The sequence below is a fragment of the Micromonospora sp. NPDC005172 genome, from assembly GCF_040608555.1.
Taxonomy (GTDB): Bacteria; Actinomycetota; Actinomycetes; order Mycobacteriales; family Micromonosporaceae; genus Micromonospora.
In genome coordinates, this window is the sequence record NZ_JBEXIL010000017.1 from 28,013 (window position 1) to 53,022 (window position 25,010).

Sequence of the window (25,010 nt, forward strand, 5' to 3'; positions counted from 1 at the left end):
TCGCCCTCGGGCTTTGGCGGCGCGACCCGGCGGGCAGGCTCAGGAGCGGGCGTAGACCTCGGGCTTCAGCACCCCGACGTAGGGCAGCTCCCGGTAGCGCTCAGCGAAGTCGAGGCCGTACCCGACCACGAACTCGGTGGGGATGTCGAAGCCGACGTACTTCACCGGCACCGGCACCTTGACCGCCTCGGGCTTACGGAAGAGCGCGACGACCTCGACGCTCGCCGCCGAGCGCGACTCGAGGTAGCGCAGCAGCCAGGAGAGCGTCAGGCCGGAGTCGACGATGTCCTCGACGACCATGACGTGCCGACCGGCGATGTCCCGGTCGAGATCCTTGAGGATGCGGACCACCCCGGAGGAGGTGGTGCCCTGGCCGTACGAGGAGATGGCCATGAAGTCGAGTTCGGCCGGGGGGCCGTTGCGGCCCAACGCTCGGGCGAAGTCCGCCATGAACATCACCGCGCCCTTGAGCACGCAGACCAGCAACAGTCCGTCGCCCACGTGGGCGTAGTCGGCGGACACTTGCTTGGCCAGTTCCGCTGTCTTCTCGCGGATCTGCGCCTCGGAGATGATCACGTGGTCGATGTCGGCGTCGTACCAGGAGCCGTCAGCCATGACTCCTAGCCTGCCGTACGTCCGATGGCCTCCGTCGGCGGGGCCGCACCTTTTGGCGCGGTCCCGCCCGGGATTTTCGGCGCAAAGGGCATCAAAGGCATCAGCTGGTACGGGACCGCCAGCGGCGGCCGTCCTCGCTGGGCTTCCAGTCGGCCGAGTCGTGGGTGTCCACGGTGAGGCCGGCCGCGGAGGCGGCGACGAGCAGGACGAGGAACAGGAGGAAGAGCAGGAACTCCATGGCGGCGCTCACTTTCGCATGGTTGCTGTCGGTTTCGCCGCCGGTGCGCACCGGACTGAGACCAGTCTGCGCCGACTCCCACCGCCCGGACAGTGGCAGAGATGCCACTGGGCATCGATTTACTGCCACCTCTCGGGTTACCCTCGTCACATGCTCCGATCCGTCGCCGTTCTCGCCCTGGACCAGGTCGCTCCCTTCGAGCTCGGTGTCCTCGCGGAGGTCTTCGGCACCGACCGGACGGCCGACGGCTTCCCCGCGTACCGCTTCGACGTGTGCAGCCCCGACGGCGCTGCCGTGCGCACCTCCGCCGGCTTCCACCTCACCCCGAACGCCGACCTCGCCCCGCTCGAAGAGGCGGATCTGGTCGCCGTCCCCGCACACAGGCAGGGCACCGTCGTCCCCGAGCCGGTGCTCGACGCGCTGCGCCGCGCCGACGCGCGCGGAGCACACCTGATCAGCGTCTGCTCCGGGGCCTTCCTGCTCGGCGAGGCCGGGCTGCTCGACGACCGGGAGTGCACCACCCACTGGCGGTACACCGACGAGCTGCAACGCCGGCACCCCCGGGCCCGGGTCCGCTGCAACTCGCTGTACGTCCAGGACGGCCGGCTGCTCACCAGCGCCGGCACGGCGGCCGGCATCGACGCTTGCCTGCACCTGGTACGCCAGGAACACGGCTCGGCCACCGCGACCCGGCTGGCCCGGCGGATGGTGGTCCCGCCGCACCGCGACGGCGGCCAGTCCCAGTACATCGAGGCGCCGATCCCGAAGGCGCCCGAGGCACCCACCCTCGAACCGGTGCTGAAGTGGCTGATGGGGCAACTGGACCGGACGATCACGGTGGAGGAGTTGGCCGCTCGCGCCGGCATGGCGCCACGGACGTTCGCCCGGCGTTTCCGGGCCGAGACCGGCACCACGCCCCACGACTGGCTCACCAACCAGCGGGTGCTGCTCGCCCGACGCCTGCTGGAGGAGACCCCGTTGAGCGTGGAGGCCGTCGCCGACCAGGCCGGCTTCGGTGACGCGGCGGCGCTGCGCCACCACTTCAGCCGCCGGGTCGGCGCCACCCCGCACAGCTACCGGACCACCTTCCGGGACCGGGCGGACGGCGCGGCAGCTCTCAGCCCGGGCTGAGGGCCGCCAGTCGGTCGCCCCGCCGCAGGACGCGGGCACCCCCGGGCAGGTCGGTCGGGCCCTGACCGTGCCAGTCGGTCACCAGGGCGTCCAGGGCGTCGACGTGCCGGTGCGACAGCGCGCCGGCCACCGCGCCCAGCTCCCGCGCCCAGGCGTGCAGCACCCGGCCGCGTACGGCGACGGCCAGATTGACCAGCTCCGCCACCGCGAGGCCACCGGCGGGGTGCCGCGCCGCCACGAGCGCCGTCGCCGCGATCTCGTCGAGAGCGGCGTTGTCCGCCGCCACCAGCCGGGCGGTACGCGCCAGGTTGTCCACCACCCCCGGCCCGAGCGTCCGCACCAACGCCGGCAGCACGTCGGCCCGCACCCGGGAGCGGGCGTACGACGGGTCGGTGTTGTGCGGGTCCTGCCACGGGTCGAGCCCGAGGGCGGCACAGGCGGCGCGGGTCTGCTCCCGGCCGATCCCCAGCAACGGCCGCAGCAGCGGCACCCCGGAGAGATCCCGCCGGCCCGGCATTCCGGCCAGTCCGCGTGGGCCGGCCCCACGGGCGAGCGCGAGCAGCACCGTCTCCGCCTGGTCGTCGCGCGTGTGCCCGGTGAGCACCGCGACCGCCGCGTACCGCCGGGCCGCCTCCGTCAACGCCTCGTAGCGGGCCTCCCGGGCGGCCGCCTCCGGTCCACCCGGTCGCCCGGCCACCTCCACCGGCACCGCCACCACCGGGGCGAATCCGGCTTCCCGGGCCCACGCGGCCACCACCTCCGCGCGCTGCGCCGAACCGTCCTGCAGGCCGTGGTCCACGGTTACCAGGCCGGCGGGCCGAGCCAGCCGGGGTGCCACGAACACCGTCGCCGCCGCCAGGGCCAGCGAATCGGCGCCGCCGGAGCAGGCCACCAGCACCGGACCACCGGACGGCAGGTCAGTCAGCGCGCGACGGACCGCCACCCGGATCGCGGCCACCGAAGGGGCGAGCGCGGCCACCGACGGACGGTCAGCCGGCGGACGGGACGGTGCCGGCCGGGCCGTGCACGCGTGCCACCCAGGCGTCCGGATCGCCCAACTCCGACAGCCGGGGCAGGGTGAGCGGTGAGTTGAAGATCGAGTTGAAGCCCTCCATGCCGACCCGCTCGACCACGCCGTGGACGAACTTGCGGCCCTCGGCGTACTGACGCATCTTGACGTCCACCCCGAGCAGCCGGCGGATCGCCTTCTCCAACGGGTTGCCCGCCTCGCGCCGACGGTTGAACGACGCCCGGATGCGCTCCACGCTCGGGATCACCTGCGGGCCGACGCCGTCCATCACGAACTCGGCGTGCCCCTCCAGCAGGGTCATCAGCGCGGTGAGCCGGTCGAGGACGGCACGCTGCGCCGGGGTCTGCACGATGTCCAGGACGCTCGTGCGGCTCTCCGGGTCGCGGACCGCCTCGGACAGCGTCGCGACACCGCGCCGCAGCCGCTCGACGAGATGTTCACCGCCGTTGGACGACGCGTCGACGAACGCCTGCACCTCCCCCAGGAAGTACGCCCGCATCCAGGGCACGGCGGTGAACTGGGTGCGGTGGGTGACCTCGTGCAGGCAGACCCACAGCCGGAAGTCCCGGGAGTCGGCGTTCAGCTTGCGCTCCACCTCGACGATGTTCGGCGCCACCAGCAGCAGTTGCCCCGGGTCGGCGGAGAAGACCTCGTACTGGCCGAGCACCCGACCGGACAGGTAGGCCAGGACCGTGCCGGCCTGCACCCCGGTCAGCCGCGACCCGATCGCCTCGGTGAGCGCGCCGGGCTGCTTGTCGCCGGACAGCCGGCTGACCAGCGGAGTGATCACCTCACGCAGCCCGGCGATGTTGGCGGCCGCCCAGTCGCGGCGGTCGACGACCCGCACCGGCGGGTGCGACACCTGCGCCCGCAGCCCGGTGTAGTCGGCCACGTGCCCGGCCGCCTCGTCGGTCAGCCGACGCAGGTCGCCGACCACGTCGGTGGCCTCGGCGTACGACACCCGAGGGCCCGACTTGCTCAACGCCCCCGCGGTGGCGGCGGCCAGATCCCAGTCCACGAACTGCGCCATGAACCCACCGTACCCGCGTCGCGACACCCCGGCCCGGGCTCGCGTCGGCGATCGACGCCGGTCGCCGCCCATACGACGCCTCCCGAGCCCGCCCCGACGGCGGTCAGCGGCAGCCGCAGCCGGCCAGCGCGGCGGCGATACGGTCCAGCGCCGGCTGGGCCGTGTCCGTCCCACCGGGCACCTTGTCGGTGAGCACCGCGAAGGTGAGCAGCCGACCGTCGGCCGTGGTGACCAGGCCGGCGATGGCGTGCACCCCGGTCAGCGTGCCGGTCTTGGCGCGTACGGCGCCGGCGCCGGCGGCGGTTCCGGGGGCACCCCGGTAACGCTCGCCCAGCGTGCCGGACCAGCCGCCCACCGGCAGGCCGCCGAAGACGCCGGCCAGCTCCGGATGGTCCGTGCTCGCGGCCAGCCGGATCAGGTCGGTGAGCAGGGACGGGCTGATCCGGTTGCGGCGCGACAGCCCGCTGCCGTCGGAGAGGATGATCTCCTCGGCGGGCAGGCCCAGCGCCGCCACCTCGGCGTCCATCGCGGCGGCCGCGCCATCGAACGATGCCTTCTGGCTGCGGGCCAGCGCCACCTGCCGGGCCAGCGCCTCGGCCAGCAGGTTGTCGCTCTCGCTGATCATGATGTCGACCAGCCGGATCAGCGGCGGCGACTGCACCACGCCCAGCTCCGTACCGGCCGGCGGGGTGCCACCGGCGGCGGTGGCCAGGGCCGGGGCCGTACCCCGCTTGACGGCGCTGGTCGGTACGCCGAGCAGCCGGGCGAACGACTTGCCGGCGGCCAGGTCGGGCTCGGCGACGCGCTCGGCGCCCCCGGGCGCGGCGCCCGGGTCCGTGCGTGCGCCGTCGGTCATCAGCGCGGTCACCGCGCCGCCGTACCCCCCGGTGGGGATGTCGTCGTCCCAGCCGGGGCCGTACCGCGGACCGGAGTAGAGGGAGCCGTCGATGGTGACGCTGGTCGGCGCGGTGCCGCCGAGGGCGGCACGTACCTGCGCGGCCAGGTCGTCCAGGCGTGCCGCGCCCGGGTAGTAACCCTTCTTGTTCACCGCGAGGGTGGGGTCGCCGCCACCGACGATCACCACCTCGCCGGGCTTGGCACCGGCCACCGCCCGGGTCGGGATACGGAATCCGGGGCCACGGGCGGCCAGCACGGTCACCGCGGTCGCCAGCTTGGTCACCGAGGCGGGCACCGTGCCGTCGTCCGCCCCCCTGGCGTACAGCGTCTGGCCGGTGGTCACGTCGGCAACCGAGACGTTCACCCGGTCACCCAGGGCGGGCACGCCGACCAGCGGGTCGAGCGCGGCGCGTACCCCGTCGGCAGAGGGCAGCGGAGCGTTCGGGTCGGGGCCGCCCAACACGTCCGAGGGGTCGGGTTCGGAGGCGGGGGCGGCACCGGCCGGACCGGAGGCCGCGTCCTCGCCCAGCCAGGCGGCGACCGGGCCGGGTCGGGTCACGACGACACCCACGCCGGCCAGCACCAACAGCACCACCACGGCCAGCACGGTCACCAGTCGACCTCGACGGCGCGGCGAGCTCGACGGCGCTACCGGCGGTTCGGCGCCGGCCGGGGCCGGCAACGCGGAGATCGGCGGACCGAGCGGTGGCACGCCGGTCGGGAAGCGGACGGTGGGTCCGTCACCGGACACCCGGCCGCCCCGCGCCGGGCTGGTCGGGGCCGGTCGGACAGGTGCGGCACCCGTGGGTCGCGGGCCGCTCGTGGGGTGGTTCGCGCCGAGGACCGGGAAGCGCCCGTTGTTGGGTCCTCCGGCCGGCGTCGAACCTGACGGACGCCACGGCAGCGGCGGCGGCCGCTCGGGAACCGACTCCTCCGGCGGCCGGGGAAGGTGCGCGTCGGGCACCGGAACCCGCCCGCTCGCCCCACCGGCACCGGATCGTCCGGTACCACGCGCGGCGCCCCCGTCCGGGCGGTAGTGTGAATCTTCCCTCCCCACGACCCCCTCCTCCCCCAGCGAAAATCGGCTTGGGTGACACTACTTCGGTCCGAAGACTATGCGGCGGCCGGAGTCGGCGGGTGGGCATTCACCCGTCCGGAGGGCGCCAGTGGTTCCGTTAGCCAGCGTGGGCAGACGAGGGAGCGTGCAGATGGATTTCGACGTGACGGTTGAGATCCCCAAGGGTCACCGAAACAAGTACGAGGTGGACCACAAGACCGGCCGGATCCGGCTGGACCGCACCCTGTTCACGTCCACCCAGTACCCGGCCGACTACGGGTTCATCGAGGACACGCTGGGCGAGGACGGCGACCCGCTGGACGCGCTGGTGCTGGTCCCCGAACCCACCTTCCCGGGCTGCCTCATCCGCTGCCGGACCATCGGCATGTTCCGGATGACCGACGAGAAGGGCGGGGACGACAAGGTCCTCTGCGTGCCCTACGAGGACCCCCGCCAGGAGCACCTGCGCGACATCCACCACCTGGGCGAGTTCGACCGCCTGGAGATCCAGCACTTCTTCGAGGTGTACAAGGACCTGGAGCCCGGCAAGTCGGTCGAGGGCGCGACCTGGGTCGGCCGCACCGAGGCCGAGGCCGAGATCCACGCCTCCTACCAGCGTGCGCGGGACGCCGAGGCGCGCGGCGAGTCCAACCACTGACGTACGACCACCGACAGGGCCCGGGAGCCGCTCATCCGAGCAGCCCCCGGGCCCTGTCGTACAGGTCGAGCACCGCGCAGGCGACCGGCACCACGGCGACCACCAGGGCCGTGTCGGTGAGGTCCGCGACCCGCCCGGGGTACGGCGAGACCGGTCGCCGGGCATACCCGGTGCCGGCGGCCACGGTCACCAGGCCCAGCGCCGCCCCACCGAGGACCAGCGCCAGCCGGCCCGCGTCGTCGGTCCGCTCGACCAGCACCGCGCCGAGCACCGCGTAGCCGGCCAGCCCGGCCAGCACCGTCGGCACCCGGTGCCGCAGCGCCACGAACAGCCGCGACCGCAGCAGCAGCACGGACGCGACCACCGCCACCAGCACCGGCCCGGCCAGCCCACCGGCGACCCCGAGTACGACCGCGGCGCCGACCGCCAGCACGGCGTGCCCGAGCAGCATCCCGGTGAGCATCTCCTCGGTACGGGTGACGGCAGCGTTCACCTTGCCCCGGTCCGGTAGGTCCCCGGGCCGTTCCGACTCGGCACCCGAGGCGGTGGTCGGCAGGGTGATCGGCGGCAGCGGCAGCTTGCCCAGCCGGATGGCCAACAGCGGAATCGCCCCGATGGCGAAGACCAGCGCGCTGAGCACCACCGCCGCCGTGCCGGCGGGGGTCAGCAGCAGCGCCCCGAGCGCCGCGCCGGCACCGAGCAGGCCGACCGTGACACCGGCCACGAAGACGCGCAGTCGGCTCGCTACTGTCAGCAGACCGGTCAGCGCAACGAGCAGCAGCGCCACCGAACCGGCCAGCAGTTCGGGCGCGCCGACCCAGCGCACCGGCCCGAGCGGGCCGACCGGGTCGCCCGAGCCGACCGCGAGGGCACCGGCCACGAAGGCGTACGGCAGGGCGTACCCGCCGAGCGTCGCTCCGGCCGCGCCGTCGCCGTTGGCGCGGGAGGCGACGGTGCCGCCCACGGTGAGCAGCAGCGCCACGGCCGCCGCCGCGACCCAGCGGCTCCCCGAGGTCGGGCCACTGGCGAACAGGGCGAGCAGCCCGACTGCGAGCGGCACGCCGGCACCGGCCAGAGCGGCGATCCGGGTGGCGGCGGGCGACCAGGCGCCGCCCCGTCGACGGGCGCCGTCGGCGATCGCCTCCACGACGTCGTCGTACTCCAACTCGGGCCAGTGGGCGCGGGCCGGCACCAGGTGCAGCACCTCACCGTCGCGGACCCCCTGCGGCAGCAGCGCCTGAGCGCTCGCCAGCACCGCCCCGTCGGTACGGCGCAACACCCAGCCGCCGTGCCGCTCGCCATCGTCGGCCAGCCCCTCACCGGCGTGCCGCAGTACGTCGGGCAGCAGCTCGGCCAGGGGCACCTGCTCCGGCAGGGCGACGTCCACCCGCCGTTGGGGCGCGCTGATGGTGACGCGGGCCAGTCCGGTTGTCATCGACCGGTCTCCATATCGAGCGGTGTCGGAGGCTGCGGGGACGACAGGACTTTACCTACCATGAGCCAGGCTCGGGTTACCCAGCGCAGTCAGGAGGCCGAGTGTCCACCGTCGTCATCAAGCGCCCACCGCGGCGGCCAGCGCCGGAGATCCCCGTCGGCGAGCTGCCCGTCGAGGCACCGCCGGAGATCCCGGCGGTGGCCGGCGGGCGGTGGCAGCAGATGTTGATGGTCCTGCCCATGCTCGGTGGCACGGTGGCGATGGCGATGATGTTCGGCCGTGGTGGCGGGGCGTACTCGTACGTGGTGGGCGGGATGTTCGGGCTCTCGTCGCTGGCGATGCTCGTCACCACGTGGGGCAGCGCGTCGGGCACCCCGAAGAAGTCCGAGATGATGGCGGCCCGCCGCGAGTACCTGCGCCATCTGGCGACGCTGCGCCGCCGGGTCCGGCAGACCGCCGGGCAGCAGCGGGCCGGGCTCTACTACCGGCACCCCGACCCCGCCCGCCTGTGGTCCACCGTGGACAGCCGTCGGGTCTGGGAACGCCGCCCCGCCGACCCCGACTTCGCGGTGGTACGCGTCGCCGTCGGCCCGCAGACGCTGGCCACCCCGCTCGTGCCGCCGGTCACCCGGCCGTTGGAGGAGCTGGAGCCGATGACCGCCGGCGCGCTGCGCCGCTTCCTGGACGCGTACTCCGTGGTGCCGGAGCTGCCGGTGGCCCTGTCCCTGCGCAGCTTCGCCCGCGTGCACGTGCGGACCGCCACCGGCGGCCCGTCCACCGGCGGCCCGTCCACCGGCGGCCCGTCCACCGGCGGCCCGTCCACCGGTGACCCGGCGGCGCAGGCCCTGGTCCGGGCCGCGCTGACCCAGCTGGCCGTGTTCCACGCCCCCGACGAGCTGCTGATCGCGGTCTGCGCCGGGCCGGAGCGTCGAGCCGCCTGGGAGTGGGTGAAGTGGCTGCCGCACGCCCACCACCCCGGGCGTACGGACGCGCTCGGGCCGGTACGGCTGGTGACCTCGTCGGCTGCGGAGCTGGAACTGCTGCTCGGGGACGTGTTCGGCAGCCGGCCCCGGTTCAGCCCGGCCGGGCCGGCCACCGACGGTCCACACGTGGTGGTGGTCCTCGACGGCGGCGACCTGACCGGTGCGACCGACCTGACCGGCGACGGCGGCATCGACGCGGTCACCGTGCTGGACCTGGACACACCGCCGCCCCGCCTGCTCGACCGGTACGTGCTGCTGCTGGAACTGCGCGGCCGGCGGCTGCACTCGTGGTCGGTCGAGGGGCACGCCGAGGTGGGCCGCGCCGACCACCTCGACATCGCCGACGCGGAGGCGGTCGCCCGGCGGTTGGCGCCGCTGCGGCTGGCCGGTACGGCCCGCGGCCCGGACGCCCCACTCGACGTCGATCTGGGCCTGCCGGAGCTGCTCGGCCTCGGCGATCCGGAGAGCTTCACCGCCGAGCAGGGTTGGGCGCCGCGCTCGGCCCGGGACCGGCTGCGGGTCCCGATCGGGGTGGGTGTCGACGGAGGGGCCATCGAGTTGGACCTGAAGGAGTCCGCCCAGGACGGGATGGGCCCGCACGGTCTGCTGATCGGGGCCACCGGCTCGGGCAAGTCCGAACTGCTCCGCACGCTGGTGCTGGGGCTGGCCGCGACACACAGCTCCGAGCAGCTCAACTTCGTCCTGGTCGACTTCAAGGGAGGCGCCACCTTCGCGCCGTTCGACCGGCTGCCGCACACCGCCGCCGTGATCACCAACCTGGCCGACGCACTGCCCCTGGTCGACCGGATGGTGGACGCGATCAACGGGGAACTGGTCCGCCGGCAGGAGCTGCTGCGCCGGGCTGGCAACTTCGCCAGCGTGCGGGACTACGAGCGGGCGCGGGCCGCCGGCAGCCCACTCGCCCCGCTACCGTCGCTGCTGCTGATCTGCGACGAGTTCTCCGAACTGCTCTCCGCCAAGCCCGACTTCATCGACCTGTTCGTGCAGATCGGCCGGCTGGGTCGGTCGCTCGGCGTGCACCTGCTGCTCGCCAGCCAGCGCCTCGAGGAGGGCCGGCTGCGCGGGCTGGACACGCACCTGTCGTACCGGATCGGGTTGCGCACCTTCTCCGCCCTGGAGTCCCGCACGGTGCTCGGGGTGCCGGACGCGCACGAGCTGCCCCGCTCGCCGGGCCACGGCTACCTGCGCGCCGGCACCGATCCGCTGGCGCGGTTCAAGGCTGCGTACGTCTCCGGGGTCGTACGCCGCCGGGCCGACACGAGCGGCGTCACGGCTGGCGAGGGGGCCCGCCTGCTCACGTTCACCACTCACGTCGTACCGCTGCCGGAGCCGGCGACCCCGGCCCTGCCCATGGTGGCCGAGGACGAGAGCAGCCGCGAGACCCTGCTGGACCTGCTGGTCGACCGGCTCGTCGGGCAGGGCCCGCCCGCACACCAGGTATGGCTCGCGCCGCTCGGTGACCCTCCGGCCCTGGACGAGCTGGTCGGCACGGTCGAGGTGGATCCGGCGCGCGGGCTCACCGTGGGCAACCCGGAGCTGCACGGGGCGCTGAGTGTGCCGGTGGCCGTGGTGGACCGGCCGTTGGAACAGCGGCGGGACCTGCTCTGGCTGGCCCTGGATGGCGCGTCCGGGCACGTGGCGGTGGTCGGCGCGCCGCAGAGCGGCAAGTCCACCGCGCTACGCACGCTGATCTGCGCGTTGGCGCTCACCCACACCCCGGCCGAGGTGCAGGTCTACTGTCTCGACTTCGGCGGTGGCGGTCTCGCGGCGCTGCGCGACCTGCCGCACGTGGGCGGAGTGACCGGTCGTGCCGACCCGACCGCCGTACGCCGCAGCGTCGGCGAGGTCACGACTCTGTTGGCCGAGCGGGAGCGCCGCTTCGCCGAGCTGGGCGTGGAGTCGATGGCCACGTACCGGCAGCGGCGGGCCGCGACGGCGACCACCGACCAGCCGGACGTCGACCCGTTCGGCGACGTCTTCCTGGTGGTCGACGGGTGGAGCACGCTGCGCAACGAGTACGACGACCTGGAACCACTGGTCACCGACCTGGCCACCCGCGGCCTGTCGTACGGGTTGCACGTGGTCGCCACGGCGTTGCGTTGGTTGGATTTCCGCCCGGCGATCCGGGACCTGTTCGGCTCCCGGCTGGAGCTGCGCCTCGGCGACCCGTCCGACTCCCTGGTGGCCCGGCGGGCAGCGGCGAACGTGCCGGAGCACCCCGGCCGGGGTGTGACGGCCCAGAGCCTGCACTTCCTCACCGCGCTCCCACGGCTCGCCGGTTCGAGCGATGGCACCGCCGAGCTGGTCGGACGGATCGCCGACGCCTGGGCCGGACCGGCGGCGCCTCGGGTCCGGCTCCTCCCACCGGTGCTGCCGTACGCCGATCTGGATCTCACCGCGACGACGGGGCTGCGGCTGCCGATCGGAGTCGCCGAGGCCGATCTGCGGCCGGTGCAGCTCGACTTCGCCGCCGAGCCGCACTTCGTGGTCTTCGGGGACGCCGAGTGCGGCAAGTCGTCGTTCCTGCGGGCGCTGGCCGCCTCGATCACCACCCGGTTCACGCCGGAGGAGGCCCGGGTCATCCTCGTCGACTACCGGCGAAGCCTCCTGGGTGCCATCGAGACGCCGCACCTCATCGGGTACGGCACTGCCGCCGCGCACACCGCCGACCTGGTCGAGTCGGCCGCCGGTTACCTGGAGCGGCGGGCTCCCGGGCCGGAGGTCACTCCGCAGCAGTTACGTGACCGCTCGTGGTGGTCGGGGCCGGAACTGTTCGTGCTGGTCGACGACTACGACCTGGTGGCCACCGGGCCGGCGAACCCGTTGCGGGCGCTGGAGGAGCACCTGCCGCACGCCCGCGATGTCGGCCTGCACCTGGTGCTGGCCCGCCGTTCCGGAGGTGCGGGCCGGTCCCAGTACGAGTCCATCGTGCAGCGGCTACGGGAACTCTCCACGGCCGGACTGGTGATGGCGGGCAGCCCCGAGGAGGGCGCGCTCGTCGGGCCGGTGCGGCCCGGGCCGCTGCCACCGGGCCGTGGTCGGCTGGTCACCCGACGGGAGGGCGTACGCCTCGTGCAGCTCGCACATCTGCCGTCACCGTGACCTGTCTTCGCGGTTCCTCCCGTGACGGGTGGGGAAACCGGTAATCTCCGATCGTCGAGGTTCCGTCGGGATGAATGGCAGAGGATGTGACTGGGGTTCGGCACAGCGGTCCGGCAGTGGCCAGACGGGCCGGCCGGGCGCTGCTCGGTGCGGCGGCGCTGGTCGCTGTCGCGGTCCCGAGCACCGCACCTGTCACCGCGCCAAGCAGCGGCGGGCAGCTCGCCGGCGCGCCGGCCGCGTTCGCGCCCGCTGACAGCATCGCCCGCACCGACCAGGTACGTGACGAGCAGTGGCAGCTCGACGAGTTGCGTGCCGACTCGGCCTGGCGCACCTCGACCGGCCGCGGTGTGGTCGTCGCCGTGGTCGACTCCGGTGTGGACGCCAACCATCCCGACCTGGCCGGTCAGGTGCTCCCCGGCCTCGACCTGGTCGGGCCGGCCGGCGGCGCCGGTCCGGACCCGGTGGGCCACGGCACCACGGTCGCCGGGCTGATCGCCGGGCGCAACGACGACAAGCGGGGCGTGGTCGGCCTGGCGCCGGACTCGCGGATCCTTCCGGTCCGCGTGCTGGACGAGCGCAACAAGTACGACGACGCGTTGATCGTCGCGAAGGGTGTCCGGTGGGCGGTCGACCACGGCGCCCGGGTGATCAACCTGTCGCTGGGCGGCAGCGGCGACAGCCCTGCCCTGGCGGCGGCCCTGGACTACGCGTTCGCCCGCGACGTGGTGGTGGTCGCCTGCACCGGCAACCTGGCCACGTCGCCCGACTCCAAGCCCTGGTACCCGGCCCGTGAACCGGGCGTGATCGCGGTCGCCGGGTTGGAGCGCAACAGCGACAACCTGTGGTCCGGGTCGATCACCGGTCGGGCGACGGTGCTCACCGCTCCCGCGACCAACCTGGTCGGCGCCCGTCCGACCGACGGGTACTGGCGGGTGCAGGGCACCAGCTTCGCCGCACCGCTGGTGGCCGCCACGGCCGCGCTGGTCCGGTCCCGCTACCCGGACATGCCCGCGGGGCAGGTGGTCAACCGGCTCGTGTCCACCGCCCGGGACATCGGCCCGACCGGCCGGGACGACCGTTTCGGGTACGGGGTGGTCGACCCGGTGGCCGCGCTGACGGCGGATGTCGCCCCCGTCAGCGCCAACCCGCTGGACGATCTGACCTCGCCGGGGGTGGTCGGCTTCGGTGCGGCCCCCGGCTCGGGCGACGACGACCCGGTGAGCGGTGCGGGCAGTGACCTCGGTTTCACCGCTCCCCGGCAGCAGACGGGGTGGACGGCCCGACCGGCGGGCGTACCGGCCGATTCCGCACCGGAGCGACTCTGGACAGGCGCCGTGCTCTTCGCCGCTCTGGTCACCGGCGCGGCGCTGATGGTGCGCCGGTTCCGCCAGCGCACTCGCTGAACGGCTGGACGACAGGCCTGATTGCCCCGCCGGCGGGGTAGAACCGACCTCATGAGCACGCCGGCCGCACGTACCCTCGACCCCACCCGCCGCCCGTCCTGGCGGCGACGTCGCCTCGACCCGGACCACTCGCTGGGCTTGCGGCTGACCCTGGCGGCGACGGCGGCGTTCCTGGTGCTGGTGCCGTTCGCCCTGCTCGCGCTGTTGGTGCTCGGGGCGTGGGCGCCGCTGCACCGGCTGGACACGACGATCACCGACGCGCTGCACGACCACGCGGTGAACCACCCGGCCTGGGTCATGCTCATGCGGGTCTGGAGCGAGGTGTTCGCGCCGATGCCGCTGCGGGTCGTCGTGCTGCTGGCGGTGATCTGGCTGGTGCGCCGGCACGCCCGGCGACTGGCCCTCTGGGCGACCACCACGATGGTGGTCGGCGGGTTGATGGGTCCGCTGCTCAAGTTGCTCGTCGGCCGGCACCGTCCGGAACTGCTCGACCCGGTGGCCCGGGCCGCCGGCTACTCGTTCCCCTCCGGGCACGCGCTGAACGCCACCCTGGCCGCGGGCGTGCTGCTGCTGGTGTTCCTGCCGTACGTCCGACGCGGGGCGGCGCGGGTCACGCTCTGGGTCGCCGCGCTGCTGCTCGCGCTGGTCACCGGGCTCAGCAGGGTCGTGCTCGGCGTGCACTTCACCAGCGACGTGCTCGGTGGCTGGCTGCTCGGCGTGGCGGTGGTCGCGGCGACCACTGCCGCGTTCACCAGTTGGCGAGCGCACACGGGTCTCCGGCCGGTCCGGCCGACCCGTGACGGTGTTGCGCCCGAGGTCGAGCGGCAGCCCGAAGCGACCTGAGGCGTGACGGGGACGCCGACCGGGTATTGGCCGGCTCATGTCCGACACCGTGGTCCAGATCGTCCGGCGGGTGCTGCTGCCGGTCTCCCTCCTTTTCGGCGTCATGGTGCTGCTCGGGGTGCTTGTCACTCGGGTGTTGAACCGAACCTGGCCGTTCACCGTCGAGGACGCGGTCAATCGGGAGTTCGCCGGTGACCGCACCGGCGGCTGGAACAACGTCTCGTTGGTGTTCAGCACGCTCGCCAGCACTCAGATGATCGTCGTGGTCACCGTGCTGGTGGCGCTGGCGCTGCGACTCTGGCTGAAGCGCTGGCGGGAGCCCCTGTTCCTGTGCGCGGCCGTCACCGCCCAGGCGCTGGTGTTCCTGCTGACCACCCTGGTGATCGACCGGCAGCGACCCGCGGTGGAGCACATGGACGTCTCACCGCCCACGTCGAGCTTCCCGTCCGGGCACACGTCGGCAGCGGTCGCCCTCTACGTCGGCATCGCGGTGCTGATGGCCCTGCGGGCGCGCAGCACCGGCGCGAAGGTCGCCTGGTGGACGCTGCTGCTGATGGTGCCGGTGGGTGTGGCGCTGACCCGCATGTACCGGGGGATGCACCACCCGAGCGACGTGACGGCGTCCTTCCTCAACGGCGGCACCTGCGTGGCGATCATGGCCCGGGCGGTCCTGGACCGGGGACTGCACTGGGGGCGCGCGAAGCTGCCGGCCGCCGCCCCGGCCCGCACCTGATCCGGAGCGGCGCTCAGGTGCACTCGCCGGTGGCGACGGCCCGGTTGCGCTCGGCGCCGGCCAACGCCACCGGACGGGCCTCGGCGGCGGTCACCGCGAAGCCGGTGTTGGGATCGTCGGCCGCCGCCGCGAAGATGACGCCGAGCACGAGGCCGTTGGCGGAGAGCAGCGGCCCGCCGGAGTTACCACTGCGTACCAGCGCCCGGATCGTGTAGATCTCCCGGGTGACATCGCCGGAGGAGTAGATGTCCGGCCCCTTGATCCGGTCGACGTCACGAACCCGGGCGGACTGCGCGTTGTACGGGCCGTCGAGCGGGAAGCCGAGCACGATGGCGTCCGAGCCACTGCCCGCGTTGCCGGCGGCGAACCGCAGCGACGGGCCGGGGAGCCCCGGGACCAGCAGCACCGCCAGGTCCCGGTTGGGGTCGTACACCACCACCTGACCGTCGTACCGCTCGCCGCCCAACTCCACGGCCACCGAGCGCGTACCGGCGACCACGTGGGCGTTGGTCATGACCCGGTCGTCGGCGTACACGAAGCCGGAGCCCTCGATGCGGCGCGAGCAACTGGGCGCGGAGCCGAGCACCTTGACCACCGAACGCTGACCGTTGACCACCACCTGGGAACCCGCCAGCGCCGGGTCGGGCGGGTCCACCTGCCGGGCCCGGGTGGGCGCGAGGCCGCCGAAGACGTCCGGGAAACCGTCGGTGTCGACGGTGTCCTCCAACGCGGTCGAGAGCCGGTGCGCCTCCTCCGGCAGAACCCCGTTCACCACACTGATCAGCGCGCTGTTGCGCACCGAGGCGGCGAGCCAGGGCACCGACGACGACCCGAGCGGTACGGCGACCAGCCAGGCCAGCAGGAGCACCGCGAACAGCGAGACGAAGGCGCCACCGATGTCGTCGATCCGCCGGCCCACGTCGCTGGTGATCGTCTTGCGCAGGTGCGAGCCGAGCCAGCCGGCGAGCGCCTGCCCGATCACCGCCAATCCGAAGATGGCCACCAGTGAGATGAGCACGCGGGTGCCGGCGTCGACGAACTGCCGGGCGAACAGCGGCCCGAGTTGCAGGCCGAGCAGGAGGCCCAGGAAGAAGCCGGACAGTGACGTGATGCCGATGACGAAACCCTGACGGTATCCGCTGATCGCGAACACGAGCATGAGCAGCAGCAGTACGAGATCCACGACGGACACGGGGTCCAGCGTACGGGCACCGCGCCCAGCGGATGACCATCGCTTGCGGAAGGTGACCGCGTGGTCAGCGCAGGGCGGTCTCGTCGACCTCGTCGGTGCCTGCCGAGGGCGCGGGAGCGGCACCCGTGGGCGGCAGGTCGACCAGCCGACCGGGCGACCACGGGCGGGCCCAGCCGCCCATCTCGAGCAGAGCCGCCAACACTCCGGCGGTGAAGCCCCAGACGAGCATGCCGCGCGAGGAGAACGCCGGACCCACCCAGCCGCTCGGGTGACGGACCCGGAGCCGGTTCGCCGGGTCGACCAGCTCGCGGATCGGCAGTCGTGCCACGTGCGCCACCTCGGCGGGCTCCCGGGGATGCACCGGATGCGGGTCGTGCCACCAGGCCAGCACCGGGGTGACCACGAAATCGCTGACCGGAATCCACAGTTTCGGCAACTCGGCCAGCACGGTCACGCTGGCCGGATCGAGGCCGACCTCCTCGTTCGCCTCGCGGAGCGCGGTGGCACGCGTGTTGGCGTCCTCCGGGTCGGCCGCGCCGCCGGGGAAGGCCGGCTGACCGGCGTGGTTTCGCAGGGTCGCGGCCCGTTGCAGGATCAGTACGTCGGGCCCGGTGTCGGCCTGCTCACCGAGCAGCACCAGCACGGCGCTCTCCCGCCCACCCTCGGCCGGGGTGGTGAGGCGGGTGAAGTCCTCGACGCGGGCGGTGCCCAGCCGGCTCAGCAGGGGGTCGATCCAGTCCGGAGGTCGACGGGTCACGCCGGCACCGCCACGCCCAGGTGCTGGCGGACCAGCGCGGCGAGCTGGGCGTCGTCGAGCGCACCGGTGGAGTCGATGTGTCGGATGCGGCCCCGCGCGTCGACGAAGAGGGTCAGCGGGAAGGCGTTGCGCCTCAGCTCCCGTTGCAGCGCGTCGCCCTGGTCGACCAGGACCGGAAACCGTACGCCGAAGTCCTCGCCGATGGACTGGGCGCCGCTGCGACTGTCGCGGGTGTTGACCCCGACCACCCGGAGCTGGCCGCCGGTCCGCTCGCTCAGCCGTTGGAACGCGGGCAGTTCCTTGCGGCACGGCCCGCACCAGGAGGCCCAGACGTTGATCACGGCCGGTCCGGCCAGGTCTCGCAGCGCGACCGGCGCACCACCGGTGAAGCAGGCCAGGGTCAGCGCCGGCAGCTCCTGCCCACCCGCAGCCGTCCCGGTCGCGCCGGCGTCGGGCGAACCGGCAGCACCGGGGCTGGGCGTGCCGGAGGCAGCGCCAGCACCGGTCGAGGCAGCAGCAGGGCTGGACGACGCCGGAGGCGCTCCCAACGCGGCGCAGTCCTTGAAGGGCGACGGACGCTCGGCTGCGGCCGACCGCGGCGCGGCGTCGTCGGTCGGGCTGGTGGTGCAGCCACCCACGAGCAGCGCCAGCGGCAGAGCGAGCAGGGCGATCCGCCGGTGGAGCGCACCCGTCAGAAGGCGGTTCACGGCACCTCCGCGGCGACCGCCTGCGGCGGCACCAGCTCCGGGTCGATCCCAGCCGCCACGGCCAGGTCACGCGCCCGAGGGCCCTTGAGCAGCTTGGCGGCGGCGGACGGCTCGGTGGGGCCGGTGCCGTACGAGGGGCAGAGCTTCGCGAGCGTGCACGCACCACAGGCGGGTTTACGGGCGTGGCAGACCCGCCGCCCGTGGAAGATGATCCGGTGCGACAGCATGGTCCAGTCGCGCCTGGGGTAGAGCGCGCCGATCGCGTGCTCGATCTTGACCGGATCGGTCTCGGCGGTCAGCCGCCACCGGTGGACCAGCCGCTGGAAGTGCGTGTCGACGGTGATGCCGGGGACGTCGAAGGCGTTGCCGAGGATGACGTTGGCGGTCTTGCGACCGATCCCGGGTAGCGTCACCAGGTCGGTGAGCCGGCCGGGGACCTGACCGTCGTACCGGTCGAGGAGGGCCTGCCCGAGCTTGAGCAGCGAGTCGGTCTTGTTGCGGTAGAAGCCGGTGGGCCGGATCAGCTCCTCCATCTCGCCCCGGTCAGCCCCGGCGTACGCGGCGGCGCTCGGGTAGCGGGCGAAGAGCTTCGGGGTGACCTCGTTGACCTTCTTGTCGGTGCACTGCGCGGACAGGATCGTGGCGACGGACAGCTCCAGCGCGTTGGAGTGGTCCAGCTCACAGTGCGCGTCGGGGTGCGTCTCGGTCAGCACCCGGCCGATCTTGCGGGCGCGGCGTGTGCGCCCGAGGTCGGTCTCGCTGGCACCGGGAGGGCTACTGGTCACGACGGTCAGCCTACGTCGCACCCCGGACGTTCCTCGTCGGGTCAACCGCCGGTCGGCGCGGTGATCCTGCCCTGCCCGTCGATCCGGGCCCCGTTCCTGGGGAAGTCGGTACGGCTCAGCTCCATGACGAGGCCCAGGCCCCGGCCGTCCGGGTCCATCGTCGGCCTGCCGGCCGAGTTCATGTACGTCGAGGTGAACGAGCCACCGGCCCACGCGCCGTCGGGCTTGAGCGACACCTTCAGGACGCCGCCCCAGCCCAGCCGCCCGGCGTTGCTCAACGAGTTGCCGCCGCCGGCGAAGTTGCCGAGGCTGTACGCGATCAGGCGCCCCCGGTAGAACTCCATCCCGCGCAGCACGTGCGGCCCGTGCCCGACGATCAGATCCGCGCCGGCGTCGATCATCGCGTGCGAGAACCTGACCGGATCGCCCCGGTTCTCGCCGAGGAACAGCTCGGTGCCCGGCTTCACCCGGGTCTTGTCCGCTCCCTCGCCGCCCATGTGCACCTGCACCACGACCACGTCGGCCATGGTGGTGGCCTTGGCGACGACCGTCCTGGCCTTGGCGATGTCGACCAGGCTGTTGGACCAGACGTACGACGAGAAGCCGGCCACGGCGACCTTGACGCCCTTGACGTCGACCACGGTGATCTCGTCCGGCGCGCCGGTGTGCTCCAGGTCGTACTTCTCCAACGCCTTACGCGTGTTCTGGTAGCCCTTCGGCCCGTAGTCGTAGCCGTGGTTGTTGGCCTGGTTGAGCAGCCGGAAGCCGGCGTCGCGCAGGTGCGCGGCGTACTCCGGCGGGGCTCGGAACTGGAAGCAGCGGGTGGAGTTGGGCCCGCACTTGCCGGTGCCGGTGTCCACCGTCAGCGGCTCCTCCAGGTTGCCCATGACCAGGTCGGCCCTGAGTGCCCCGGTGACCGGGTCGAAGAACCCCTTGCCGCCGGCGGCGGGCAGCCGGCTCGGCGCGTTGCCCATGATGATGTCGCCGGTCGCGGAGAGCGAGATGGCGTCGTCCCCGCCGGACGTCGACGCGCCGCCGCTGGCCTTCGGCCCGGCCGTGCTCAGCGGCACGCCCGTGCCACCACCACCGGCGCCGGGCTGCCACACCGAGGCCTCCCCACTGTCGGCGCAGCCTGCGGCGAGCAGGGCGGCCAGCAGCACCACGAGGCCGATGGCGACGCGGCGGGGCGCGAGGGGGGCGGCAGCGTACATCGCTCGCGACCTTATCGAGCCCGGAACGCGCCGACGAGGGCCGATCGGTCGGAGTTTCAGCCGGTCAGTCGGTCTGACCAGGGCACGACCGGCCGCTCGCCGCCCGCCCGCACCGCGGCGTGCACGGCACGGGCCAGCGGGGCGCCCCACGTCGAGCGCGGCCCGCCGTACGCCGCGTCCGGCCCGTCCACCGGGCAGAGCACGGTGACCGCGTCGGTGGGGGTGCCCGTGCCCGGCAACCCCAGTTCGCCGATCGCCTGGGTCTTCGCCTCGGTGGCGGTGGCGACGGCGTTGACGAGCGCCGAGTCGGCGAGCCGGGCCGGCACGTACACCACGATGTTGACCGTGCCCACCCGCTGCGTGAGCGCGCCCGCGGCCGGTGCGGCGGCGGGCACCGGCGTGCCGAGCCCGACGGTCGCCCAGGCCCGCACACCGGTGTCCGTCCGGGCCACCACCTCGGTCACGTCGACGCCGGTCAGCAGGCCCACCCCGGGCCCGTCCAGGGCCAGGTCCGCGGCGAGCGCGGCCAGGTGGGCGGCGGGGTCGTCCCGGTCGTACGACATGGGCACCGTCGCGTTCAGCACCCACCGCCGGACGCCGACGCCGCCGCCCAGCGGGCCGCTGCTGACCGCCCGCAGAGGGCCGTCAGCCCGCCAGACGAGCAGCGGCACGGGCCGGCCGCCCTCGATGCGGCTGGTCAGAATCGGGGCCCTCAGCACGTCGGGCAGGTTACGCCCACCGATCAAGATTCCAGGGGCGACCTCTGATTCGTGCTCACGTGCGCCTAGACTTGGCGGCGCGCGAGGGGATCAGCGGACGGCGGCCCCGGGCCGACGGACGGCACGCGCAACCGGAGGTGCGCGATGGATGAGGTACTGGCCCGCAGCGGGATCTTCCAGGGTGTGGACCCGGAAGCTGCCGAGGCGCTCGCCAAGGAGATGGAAACGATCGAGGTCCGCAAGGGCGAGATCGTTTTCAATGAGGGCGAGCCCGGCGACAGCCTCTATATCCTGCTGTCCGGGAAGATCAAGGTCGGCCGCCGGGCGGCGGACGGCCGGCAGAACCTGATCGCGGTGATGGGGCCGTCGGACATGGTCGGTGAGCTGTCGCTCTTCGACCCGGGTCCGCGTACGGCGACCGCCACCGCGGTGACCGACACCCGGCTGGTGCGGCTGCGCAAGCAGGCGCTGCGGCCGTGGCTCAACAACCGCCCGGAGATCGCCGAGCAGCTGCTCAGGGTGCTCGCCCGGCGCCTGCGTCGGACCAACGACTCGCTCGCCGACCTGATCTTCACGGACGTGCCGGGCCGGGTCGCGAAGAACCTGCTCCAGATGGCCGGCCGGTTCGGCACCCGCGACGGCGGTGTCCTGCGCGTGACCCACGACCTCACCCAGGAGGAGATCGCCCAGCTCGTCGGCGCCTCCCGGGAGACGGTCAACAAGGCGCTGGCCGACTTCGCCTCGCGCGGCTGGCTGCGACTGGACGGTAAGAGCATCATCATCCTGGACCCGGAGCGCCTCGCCCGCCGCGCCCGCGTCTGAGCCGTACGTCCCGTCCCCGCCCGCCGTCACCGACGGCAGGCGGGGACGTCGTCGTCCGCCTGATGTTGCGTCTGCCCGGGATACGTCTGCCCGGCGCAGAATCGCTGGCGTACCCGTGCCGGGCCAGCGAGGGTGGGGCCATGCTGAAGCGCGTTGCCGTACTCTCCGACATCCATGGCGTGCTGCCCGCGCTGGAGGCCGTCCTGGCCGAGCCGGACGTCGCCGCCGCCGACCTGCTCGTGCTGACCGGCGACATCGCGGCCGGTCCACAGCCGGTCGAGGTGCTGGATCTGCTCGCCGACCTCGGTGACCGTGCCTGCTGGGTGGGCGGCAACTGCGAACGTGAGCTCGTCGAGGCCCGCGCCGGGCGACCCGCCTCGATCGAGGTGTCGAACTGGGCCGCCGACCAGCTCCGGGACGACCAGGTGGCCCGGCTCGCCGCGTTGCCCGCGACCGTGACGCTGGAGATCGAGGGCCTCGGCCCGACGCTGTTCTGTCACGCGACGCCTCGCGACGACGAGGAACTGGTGCTCGTCGACTCCCGGATGGCTCGCTGGGCCGAGGTGTTCGCCGGCCTGCCGGCCGAGGTCACCACGGTCGTCTGCGGCCACACCCACATGCCCTTCACGCGGCTGGTCGACCGGCGGCTGGTCGTCAACGCGGGCAGCCTCGGCATGCCGTACGGGGGCGCGGGCGCGTGGTGGGCCATGCTCGGGCCGGGCGTCCAGCTCCGCCGCACCGCCTTCGACGTGGACGCGGCCTGTGCCCGGGTGGCGACCGAGTCGACCTTCCCGGACGCCGCCGCCTGGGCGGACGAATACCTACGCTCCCAGCACAGTGACGCCGACGCGCTCGCCGTCTTCGGCCCCCGCGACGGCCGCTGACCCGAGTGGCCGCGCCCACCTGGCTCCGGCCCTTGCGCCACATTGCGACGGGAGGGCCGGAGCCGGGTCGCCGGTCATCGGCGCTATGCCCGACGCCGTGATCGCGGATCGGTGCCGAACATGCGGGCGGCGACCTCGCCCGCGGCGAAGCCGCCGAGACCGGCGCCCGCGACGGCCTCCGTGAGGGTGGCGCCCTGCACGCAGATCACCCCGCCGAACGCGGCGACGGCGAACGCCACGATCATCGTGGGCAGCGGCCCCGCGTCGGCGACGATGCGCCGCGCGACCTGACCGCCGATGAGCGCCAGGCCGCCGGCACCGATCAGTGACTCGTGCAGGGTGTGGCCGGTCGCCAGGAGCCCGGCGGCACCGCCGAGCACCAGGACGACGACGGCGACGGCGGCCCACGTGCCGCCGTTGTGCTGGACCGGCGCGACCTGATCCGACACCCGGTCGCGCGGGGACAGGTCTTCTGTGCCCGCGGGTGGTTCCGTCATACTCGCCATCTGAGCCCCCTTGGGGTTCCGGCAGGGGCGTCTACCTCGATCGTGAGCGCGAGGCGGTAGACGCCCCTGAGCGTTGCCGACGCGTTTGCGGCTGGCCTAGAGATGGCACCACGCCCAAGTGGATCTCCAGAAGACGTGTAAGTTCGCCGATTCCGACTTCCCGACTTCCCTCTGGACGGACCGGAGTTCCGGCCTGTCGGAAGATCGGGAATTGTCGTCGGGACTCGACGCGGACCTGCCGGGATCTCGCCGCTGGCAAGAACACCGATCGATCAGGGCGGTCGAATTCACCCCCGGGCGGATATTCGAGAATCACTCAATTCCGATCGTCGGGAAAGTCACCCCTGCCGTCCGATCAGTCAGCGTCTCATCGACGACAGGTCCTTCAAGGGCGGAAGTTGTCCCTTATGGACCGATCGGCGCGCCGGCACACTTCCTAACAGCCGGAAGTTGACTGCCTTTATCCGGATCCCCCCTGTAAACATACGGTCGTGAGTACCCTCAGGCAGTCGACGAACCCATTGAGCGACGCCCTCCGCGAGCTGATGGAGATTCGACACGGCAAGGGATACGGCTCGATGCGACGCCTGGCGGACAAGGTCCGGGAAGCCACCAACGGCTCAGATCCGTACAAGGCAATCAGTCGGCAGCTCGAAGGTCGGCCCAAGTGGCAGCTCGTCGAGTGGGTGCTCGCTCACTGCGCTCCGGACGACGCCGAGGAGGGCTGGCACGAGCACCACGCCGAACGCCTTGCCGGCATCTACTACGTCGTGCATCGGGAGAGGCCGCCTCGCTACACCGGCAAGCTGATCGTCGACGGGACGACAGTGGAGGACGCGATCTCCTCGCCGGAGGAGGCTCGTGATCCCACCACTCGTGTACTACTGCTGCAGGAGGAGATCGGCCGGCTCCAGGAAAGCTTCGAACGCGGCGAGGAGCTCTCCGCCCGTCTTCGTGATCAGGTCGCCGGTCTTCAGGGTCAGCTCGACTCGCTGCAGAAGGACTACACCACCCTCGAATCGACCCACCAGGTCATCAGACAGACCAAGCAGGAACTCGACGGTCTGGTCGCCATGCTTCAGCAGCGTGTCCGCACCGCCGAAGAGACCGCGGAGTCGCTTGAGCGACGCGTACGTAGTGCCCACGAAGAGGCGATCTACAGTCAGGCGGCTCTGGAGGACAAGAAGCGCGAGTACCAGGAACTCGAGCAGCGGGAGATGCAGACGCGCCTCGATCTGGCGGATGCGCGTGACATCGCGGATCGCCGCTACCAGGAACTCGATCGGTACCGGCAGGAGTCCGATCAGGCCCAGCAGAGGCTGCGGACCCAGATCGTCAACCTCCAGCGGGACATTCTGGATATCCGCGAGCGGTTTCAGGGGCTCAGCCCTCCGACGCCGACCCCATCGCCGCCCGCGCCCCAGCCTCCGAAGAGGGACGCTCCGCCGTCGGCCCCACCTGCGGCCGCCGACCCACCGCGACCTCGGCCGGCGGCCCGCGATGGCCGGCGTGGTCCCGAGTACGACTGGATGGGCGACGACCAGGACTTCTTCGCCTGACGGCAGGAGAGCGCGGCCCACGTCGGTCACCAACACGGTAAAAGTCAGTCTTGACTGTTTGTTTCGCGCCCCGCAGGCTGTTCCCGTGTCCACCGCATCGACGCGTGTCCCCCAACAGGAGCGCAGTCGCGCCACCCAGGCCCGTCTGATGGAGGCGACCGTCGACTGCCTGATCGAGCACGGCTGGTCCGGCACCACGACCACCGTCGTGGCCGCCCGGGCCGGCGTCTCGCGGGGCGCACAGTTGCACCACTACCCCACGAAGGCCGCGATGGTCACGGCCGCCGTCGAGCACCTCGCGGAGCGTCGGGCCGACGAGCTGCGCACCGAGGCCGAGGCGTTACCGGCCGGCCCGCAGCGGCTGGATCGGGTGATCGACCTGCTCGCGGCGGCGTTCACCGGGCCGCTCTTCGTGGCCGCGCTCGAGCTGTGGGTGGCCGCCCGCACCGACCGGGAGCTTCGCGACGCCCTGGTGCCGCTGGAGGCGACCGTCGGCCGGGAGATGCACCGGCTCACCGTCGCCCTGCTCGGTGTCGACGAGCGCCGCCCCGGCGTCCGCGAGGCGGTGCAGGCCACCCTCGACCTGATGCGCGGCCTCGGGGTGGCCAACCTGCTCAGCGACGACTCGGCCCGCCGTACCGCCCTGCTCGTCACCTGGAAACGCCAACTCTCCACCCTGCTCACGCCCTGAC

23 protein-coding genes are annotated in these 25,010 nt (G+C 73.0%); 10 read left to right on the forward strand and 13 right to left on the reverse strand.

All coding sequences use genetic code 11. From position 1 onward, the window contains the following. Positions 1 to 39 precede the first annotated feature (39 nt). Together hpt and ABZV06_RS14455 are read right to left on the reverse strand one after the other, a co-directional pair. Complete coding sequence (hpt, locus tag ABZV06_RS14450; RefSeq protein ID WP_355238566.1) at positions 40 to 615, reverse strand: hypoxanthine phosphoribosyltransferase; 576 nt, start codon at positions 613 to 615, stop codon at positions 40 to 42. A gap of 100 nt (positions 616 to 715) precedes the next feature. After that, positions 716 to 865 carry a hypothetical protein gene (locus ABZV06_RS14455; protein WP_355238867.1) on the reverse strand — a complete coding sequence of 50 codons (150 nt, stop codon included), beginning with the start codon at positions 863 to 865 and terminating at the stop codon, positions 716 to 718. A gap of 138 nt (positions 866 to 1,003) precedes the next feature. On the opposite strand from ABZV06_RS14455, the gene ABZV06_RS14460 reads away from it, so the two are divergent. Next, a complete protein-coding gene (locus ABZV06_RS14460) occupies positions 1,004 to 1,984 on the forward strand; it encodes a helix-turn-helix domain-containing protein (protein ID WP_355621532.1) in 981 nt (326 codons plus the stop codon). Here the strand turns inward: ABZV06_RS14460 and tilS are convergent. From tilS to dacB, 3 genes are all read right to left on the reverse strand, one after another. Continuing rightward, entirely contained in the window at positions 1,971 to 2,963 is a 993-nt protein-coding gene (gene tilS / locus ABZV06_RS14465; RefSeq protein WP_355238572.1) for a tRNA lysidine(34) synthetase TilS, read from the reverse strand. The two genes, ABZV06_RS14460 and tilS, sit on opposite strands and share 14 nt — an antisense overlap. A 10-nt stretch (positions 2,964 to 2,973) precedes the next feature. Next, positions 2,974 to 4,044 (reverse strand): zinc-dependent metalloprotease, encoded by a 1,071-nt coding sequence (locus tag ABZV06_RS14470; RefSeq protein ID WP_355238575.1) that lies wholly within the window; start codon positions 4,042 to 4,044, stop codon positions 2,974 to 2,976. Positions 4,045 to 4,147: 103 nt separating this feature from the next. After that, complete coding sequence (gene dacB, locus ABZV06_RS14475) at positions 4,148 to 5,554, reverse strand: D-alanyl-D-alanine carboxypeptidase/D-alanyl-D-alanine-endopeptidase (RefSeq protein WP_355621666.1); 1,407 nt, start codon at positions 5,552 to 5,554, stop codon at positions 4,148 to 4,150. A 595-nt stretch (positions 5,555 to 6,149) separates the two neighbouring features. Here dacB and ABZV06_RS14480 point away from each other — a divergent pair. Then, positions 6,150 to 6,656, forward strand: coding sequence for an inorganic diphosphatase (locus tag ABZV06_RS14480; RefSeq protein WP_355238578.1), 507 nt, complete (start codon positions 6,150 to 6,152; stop codon positions 6,654 to 6,656). 31 nt (positions 6,657 to 6,687) lie between these two features. On the opposite strand, the gene eccD is transcribed toward ABZV06_RS14480, so the two are convergent. Next, complete coding sequence (gene eccD / locus ABZV06_RS14485) at positions 6,688 to 8,091, reverse strand: type VII secretion integral membrane protein EccD (protein ID WP_355621535.1); 1,404 nt, start codon at positions 8,089 to 8,091, stop codon at positions 6,688 to 6,690. A gap of 101 nt (positions 8,092 to 8,192) precedes the next feature. Here eccD and eccCa point away from each other — a divergent pair, with 101 nt between their 5' ends. The 4 genes from eccCa to ABZV06_RS14505 all read left to right on the forward strand — a co-directional run bounded on the left by eccCa (position 8,193) and on the right by ABZV06_RS14505 (position 15,176). After that, the gene (gene eccCa, locus ABZV06_RS14490) at positions 8,193 to 12,197 is read left to right on the forward strand and encodes a type VII secretion protein EccCa (protein ID WP_355621538.1); all 4,005 of its coding nucleotides are present in this window, start codon (positions 8,193 to 8,195) and stop codon (positions 12,195 to 12,197) included. Between the two features lie 74 nt (positions 12,198 to 12,271). Beyond that, positions 12,272 to 13,600 carry a type VII secretion-associated serine protease mycosin gene (gene mycP / locus ABZV06_RS14495; RefSeq protein WP_355621541.1) on the forward strand — a complete coding sequence of 443 codons (1,329 nt, stop codon included), beginning with the start codon at positions 12,272 to 12,274 and terminating at the stop codon, positions 13,598 to 13,600. 51 nt (positions 13,601 to 13,651) lie between these two features. Continuing rightward, positions 13,652 to 14,443, forward strand: a complete 792-nt coding sequence (locus ABZV06_RS14500; RefSeq protein ID WP_355621544.1) for a phosphatase PAP2 family protein — start codon at positions 13,652 to 13,654, stop codon at positions 14,441 to 14,443. Between the two features lie 37 nt (positions 14,444 to 14,480). Further along, entirely contained in the window at positions 14,481 to 15,176 is a 696-nt protein-coding gene (locus ABZV06_RS14505; protein ID WP_355238593.1) for a phosphatase PAP2 family protein, read from the forward strand. A 13-nt stretch (positions 15,177 to 15,189) separates the two neighbouring features. Here ABZV06_RS14505 and ABZV06_RS14510 read toward each other — a convergent pair whose 3' ends face one another. The 6 genes from ABZV06_RS14510 to ABZV06_RS14535 all read right to left on the reverse strand — a co-directional run bounded on the left by ABZV06_RS14510 (position 15,190) and on the right by ABZV06_RS14535 (position 20,547). Further along, entirely contained in the window at positions 15,190 to 16,368 is a 1,179-nt protein-coding gene (locus tag ABZV06_RS14510) for a MarP family serine protease (protein ID WP_355238596.1), read from the reverse strand. Between the two features lie 64 nt (positions 16,369 to 16,432). Continuing rightward, positions 16,433 to 17,125 carry a CoA pyrophosphatase gene (locus tag ABZV06_RS14515; protein WP_355238599.1) on the reverse strand — a complete coding sequence of 231 codons (693 nt, stop codon included), beginning with the start codon at positions 17,123 to 17,125 and terminating at the stop codon, positions 16,433 to 16,435. Further along, on the reverse strand, positions 17,122 to 17,832 hold the full coding sequence (locus ABZV06_RS14520; RefSeq protein WP_355621547.1) for a TlpA disulfide reductase family protein: 711 nt from the start codon (positions 17,830 to 17,832) through the stop codon (positions 17,122 to 17,124). The genes ABZV06_RS14515 and ABZV06_RS14520 overlap by 4 nt, the downstream gene beginning before the upstream one ends. Next, positions 17,829 to 18,617, reverse strand: a complete 789-nt coding sequence (nth, locus tag ABZV06_RS14525) for an endonuclease III (RefSeq protein WP_355621550.1) — start codon at positions 18,615 to 18,617, stop codon at positions 17,829 to 17,831. The genes ABZV06_RS14520 and nth overlap by 4 nt, the downstream gene beginning before the upstream one ends. Before the next feature lie 41 nt (positions 18,618 to 18,658). Beyond that, positions 18,659 to 19,828, reverse strand: coding sequence for a CapA family protein (locus ABZV06_RS14530; protein WP_355621553.1), 1,170 nt, complete (start codon positions 19,826 to 19,828; stop codon positions 18,659 to 18,661). Between the two features lie 56 nt (positions 19,829 to 19,884). Beyond that, positions 19,885 to 20,547 (reverse strand): adenosylcobinamide amidohydrolase, encoded by a 663-nt coding sequence (locus ABZV06_RS14535; protein ID WP_355621556.1) that lies wholly within the window; start codon positions 20,545 to 20,547, stop codon positions 19,885 to 19,887. Positions 20,548 to 20,691: 144 nt separating this feature from the next. Here ABZV06_RS14535 and ABZV06_RS14540 point away from each other — a divergent pair, with 144 nt between their 5' ends. Further along, positions 20,692 to 21,369 carry a Crp/Fnr family transcriptional regulator gene (locus tag ABZV06_RS14540; RefSeq protein ID WP_007466162.1) on the forward strand — a complete coding sequence of 226 codons (678 nt, stop codon included), beginning with the start codon at positions 20,692 to 20,694 and terminating at the stop codon, positions 21,367 to 21,369. 140 nt (positions 21,370 to 21,509) lie between these two features. Continuing rightward, on the forward strand, positions 21,510 to 22,253 hold the full coding sequence (locus ABZV06_RS14545; RefSeq protein WP_355238614.1) for a metallophosphoesterase family protein: 744 nt from the start codon (positions 21,510 to 21,512) through the stop codon (positions 22,251 to 22,253). A gap of 83 nt (positions 22,254 to 22,336) precedes the next feature. Here the strand turns inward: ABZV06_RS14545 and ABZV06_RS14550 are convergent, their stop codons facing one another. Further along, on the reverse strand, positions 22,337 to 22,750 hold the full coding sequence (locus ABZV06_RS14550; protein ID WP_355621559.1) for a hypothetical protein: 414 nt from the start codon (positions 22,748 to 22,750) through the stop codon (positions 22,337 to 22,339). A gap of 500 nt (positions 22,751 to 23,250) precedes the next feature. On the opposite strand from ABZV06_RS14550, the gene ABZV06_RS14555 reads away from it, so the two are divergent. Together ABZV06_RS14555 and ABZV06_RS14560 are read left to right on the forward strand one after the other, a co-directional pair. Further along, positions 23,251 to 24,318 (forward strand): hypothetical protein, encoded by a 1,068-nt coding sequence (locus ABZV06_RS14555; protein ID WP_355621562.1) that lies wholly within the window; start codon positions 23,251 to 23,253, stop codon positions 24,316 to 24,318. Positions 24,319 to 24,403: 85 nt separating this feature from the next. Next, positions 24,404 to 25,009 (forward strand): TetR/AcrR family transcriptional regulator, encoded by a 606-nt coding sequence (locus ABZV06_RS14560; protein ID WP_355621565.1) that lies wholly within the window; start codon positions 24,404 to 24,406, stop codon positions 25,007 to 25,009. Position 25,010: the final 1 nt, after the last annotated feature.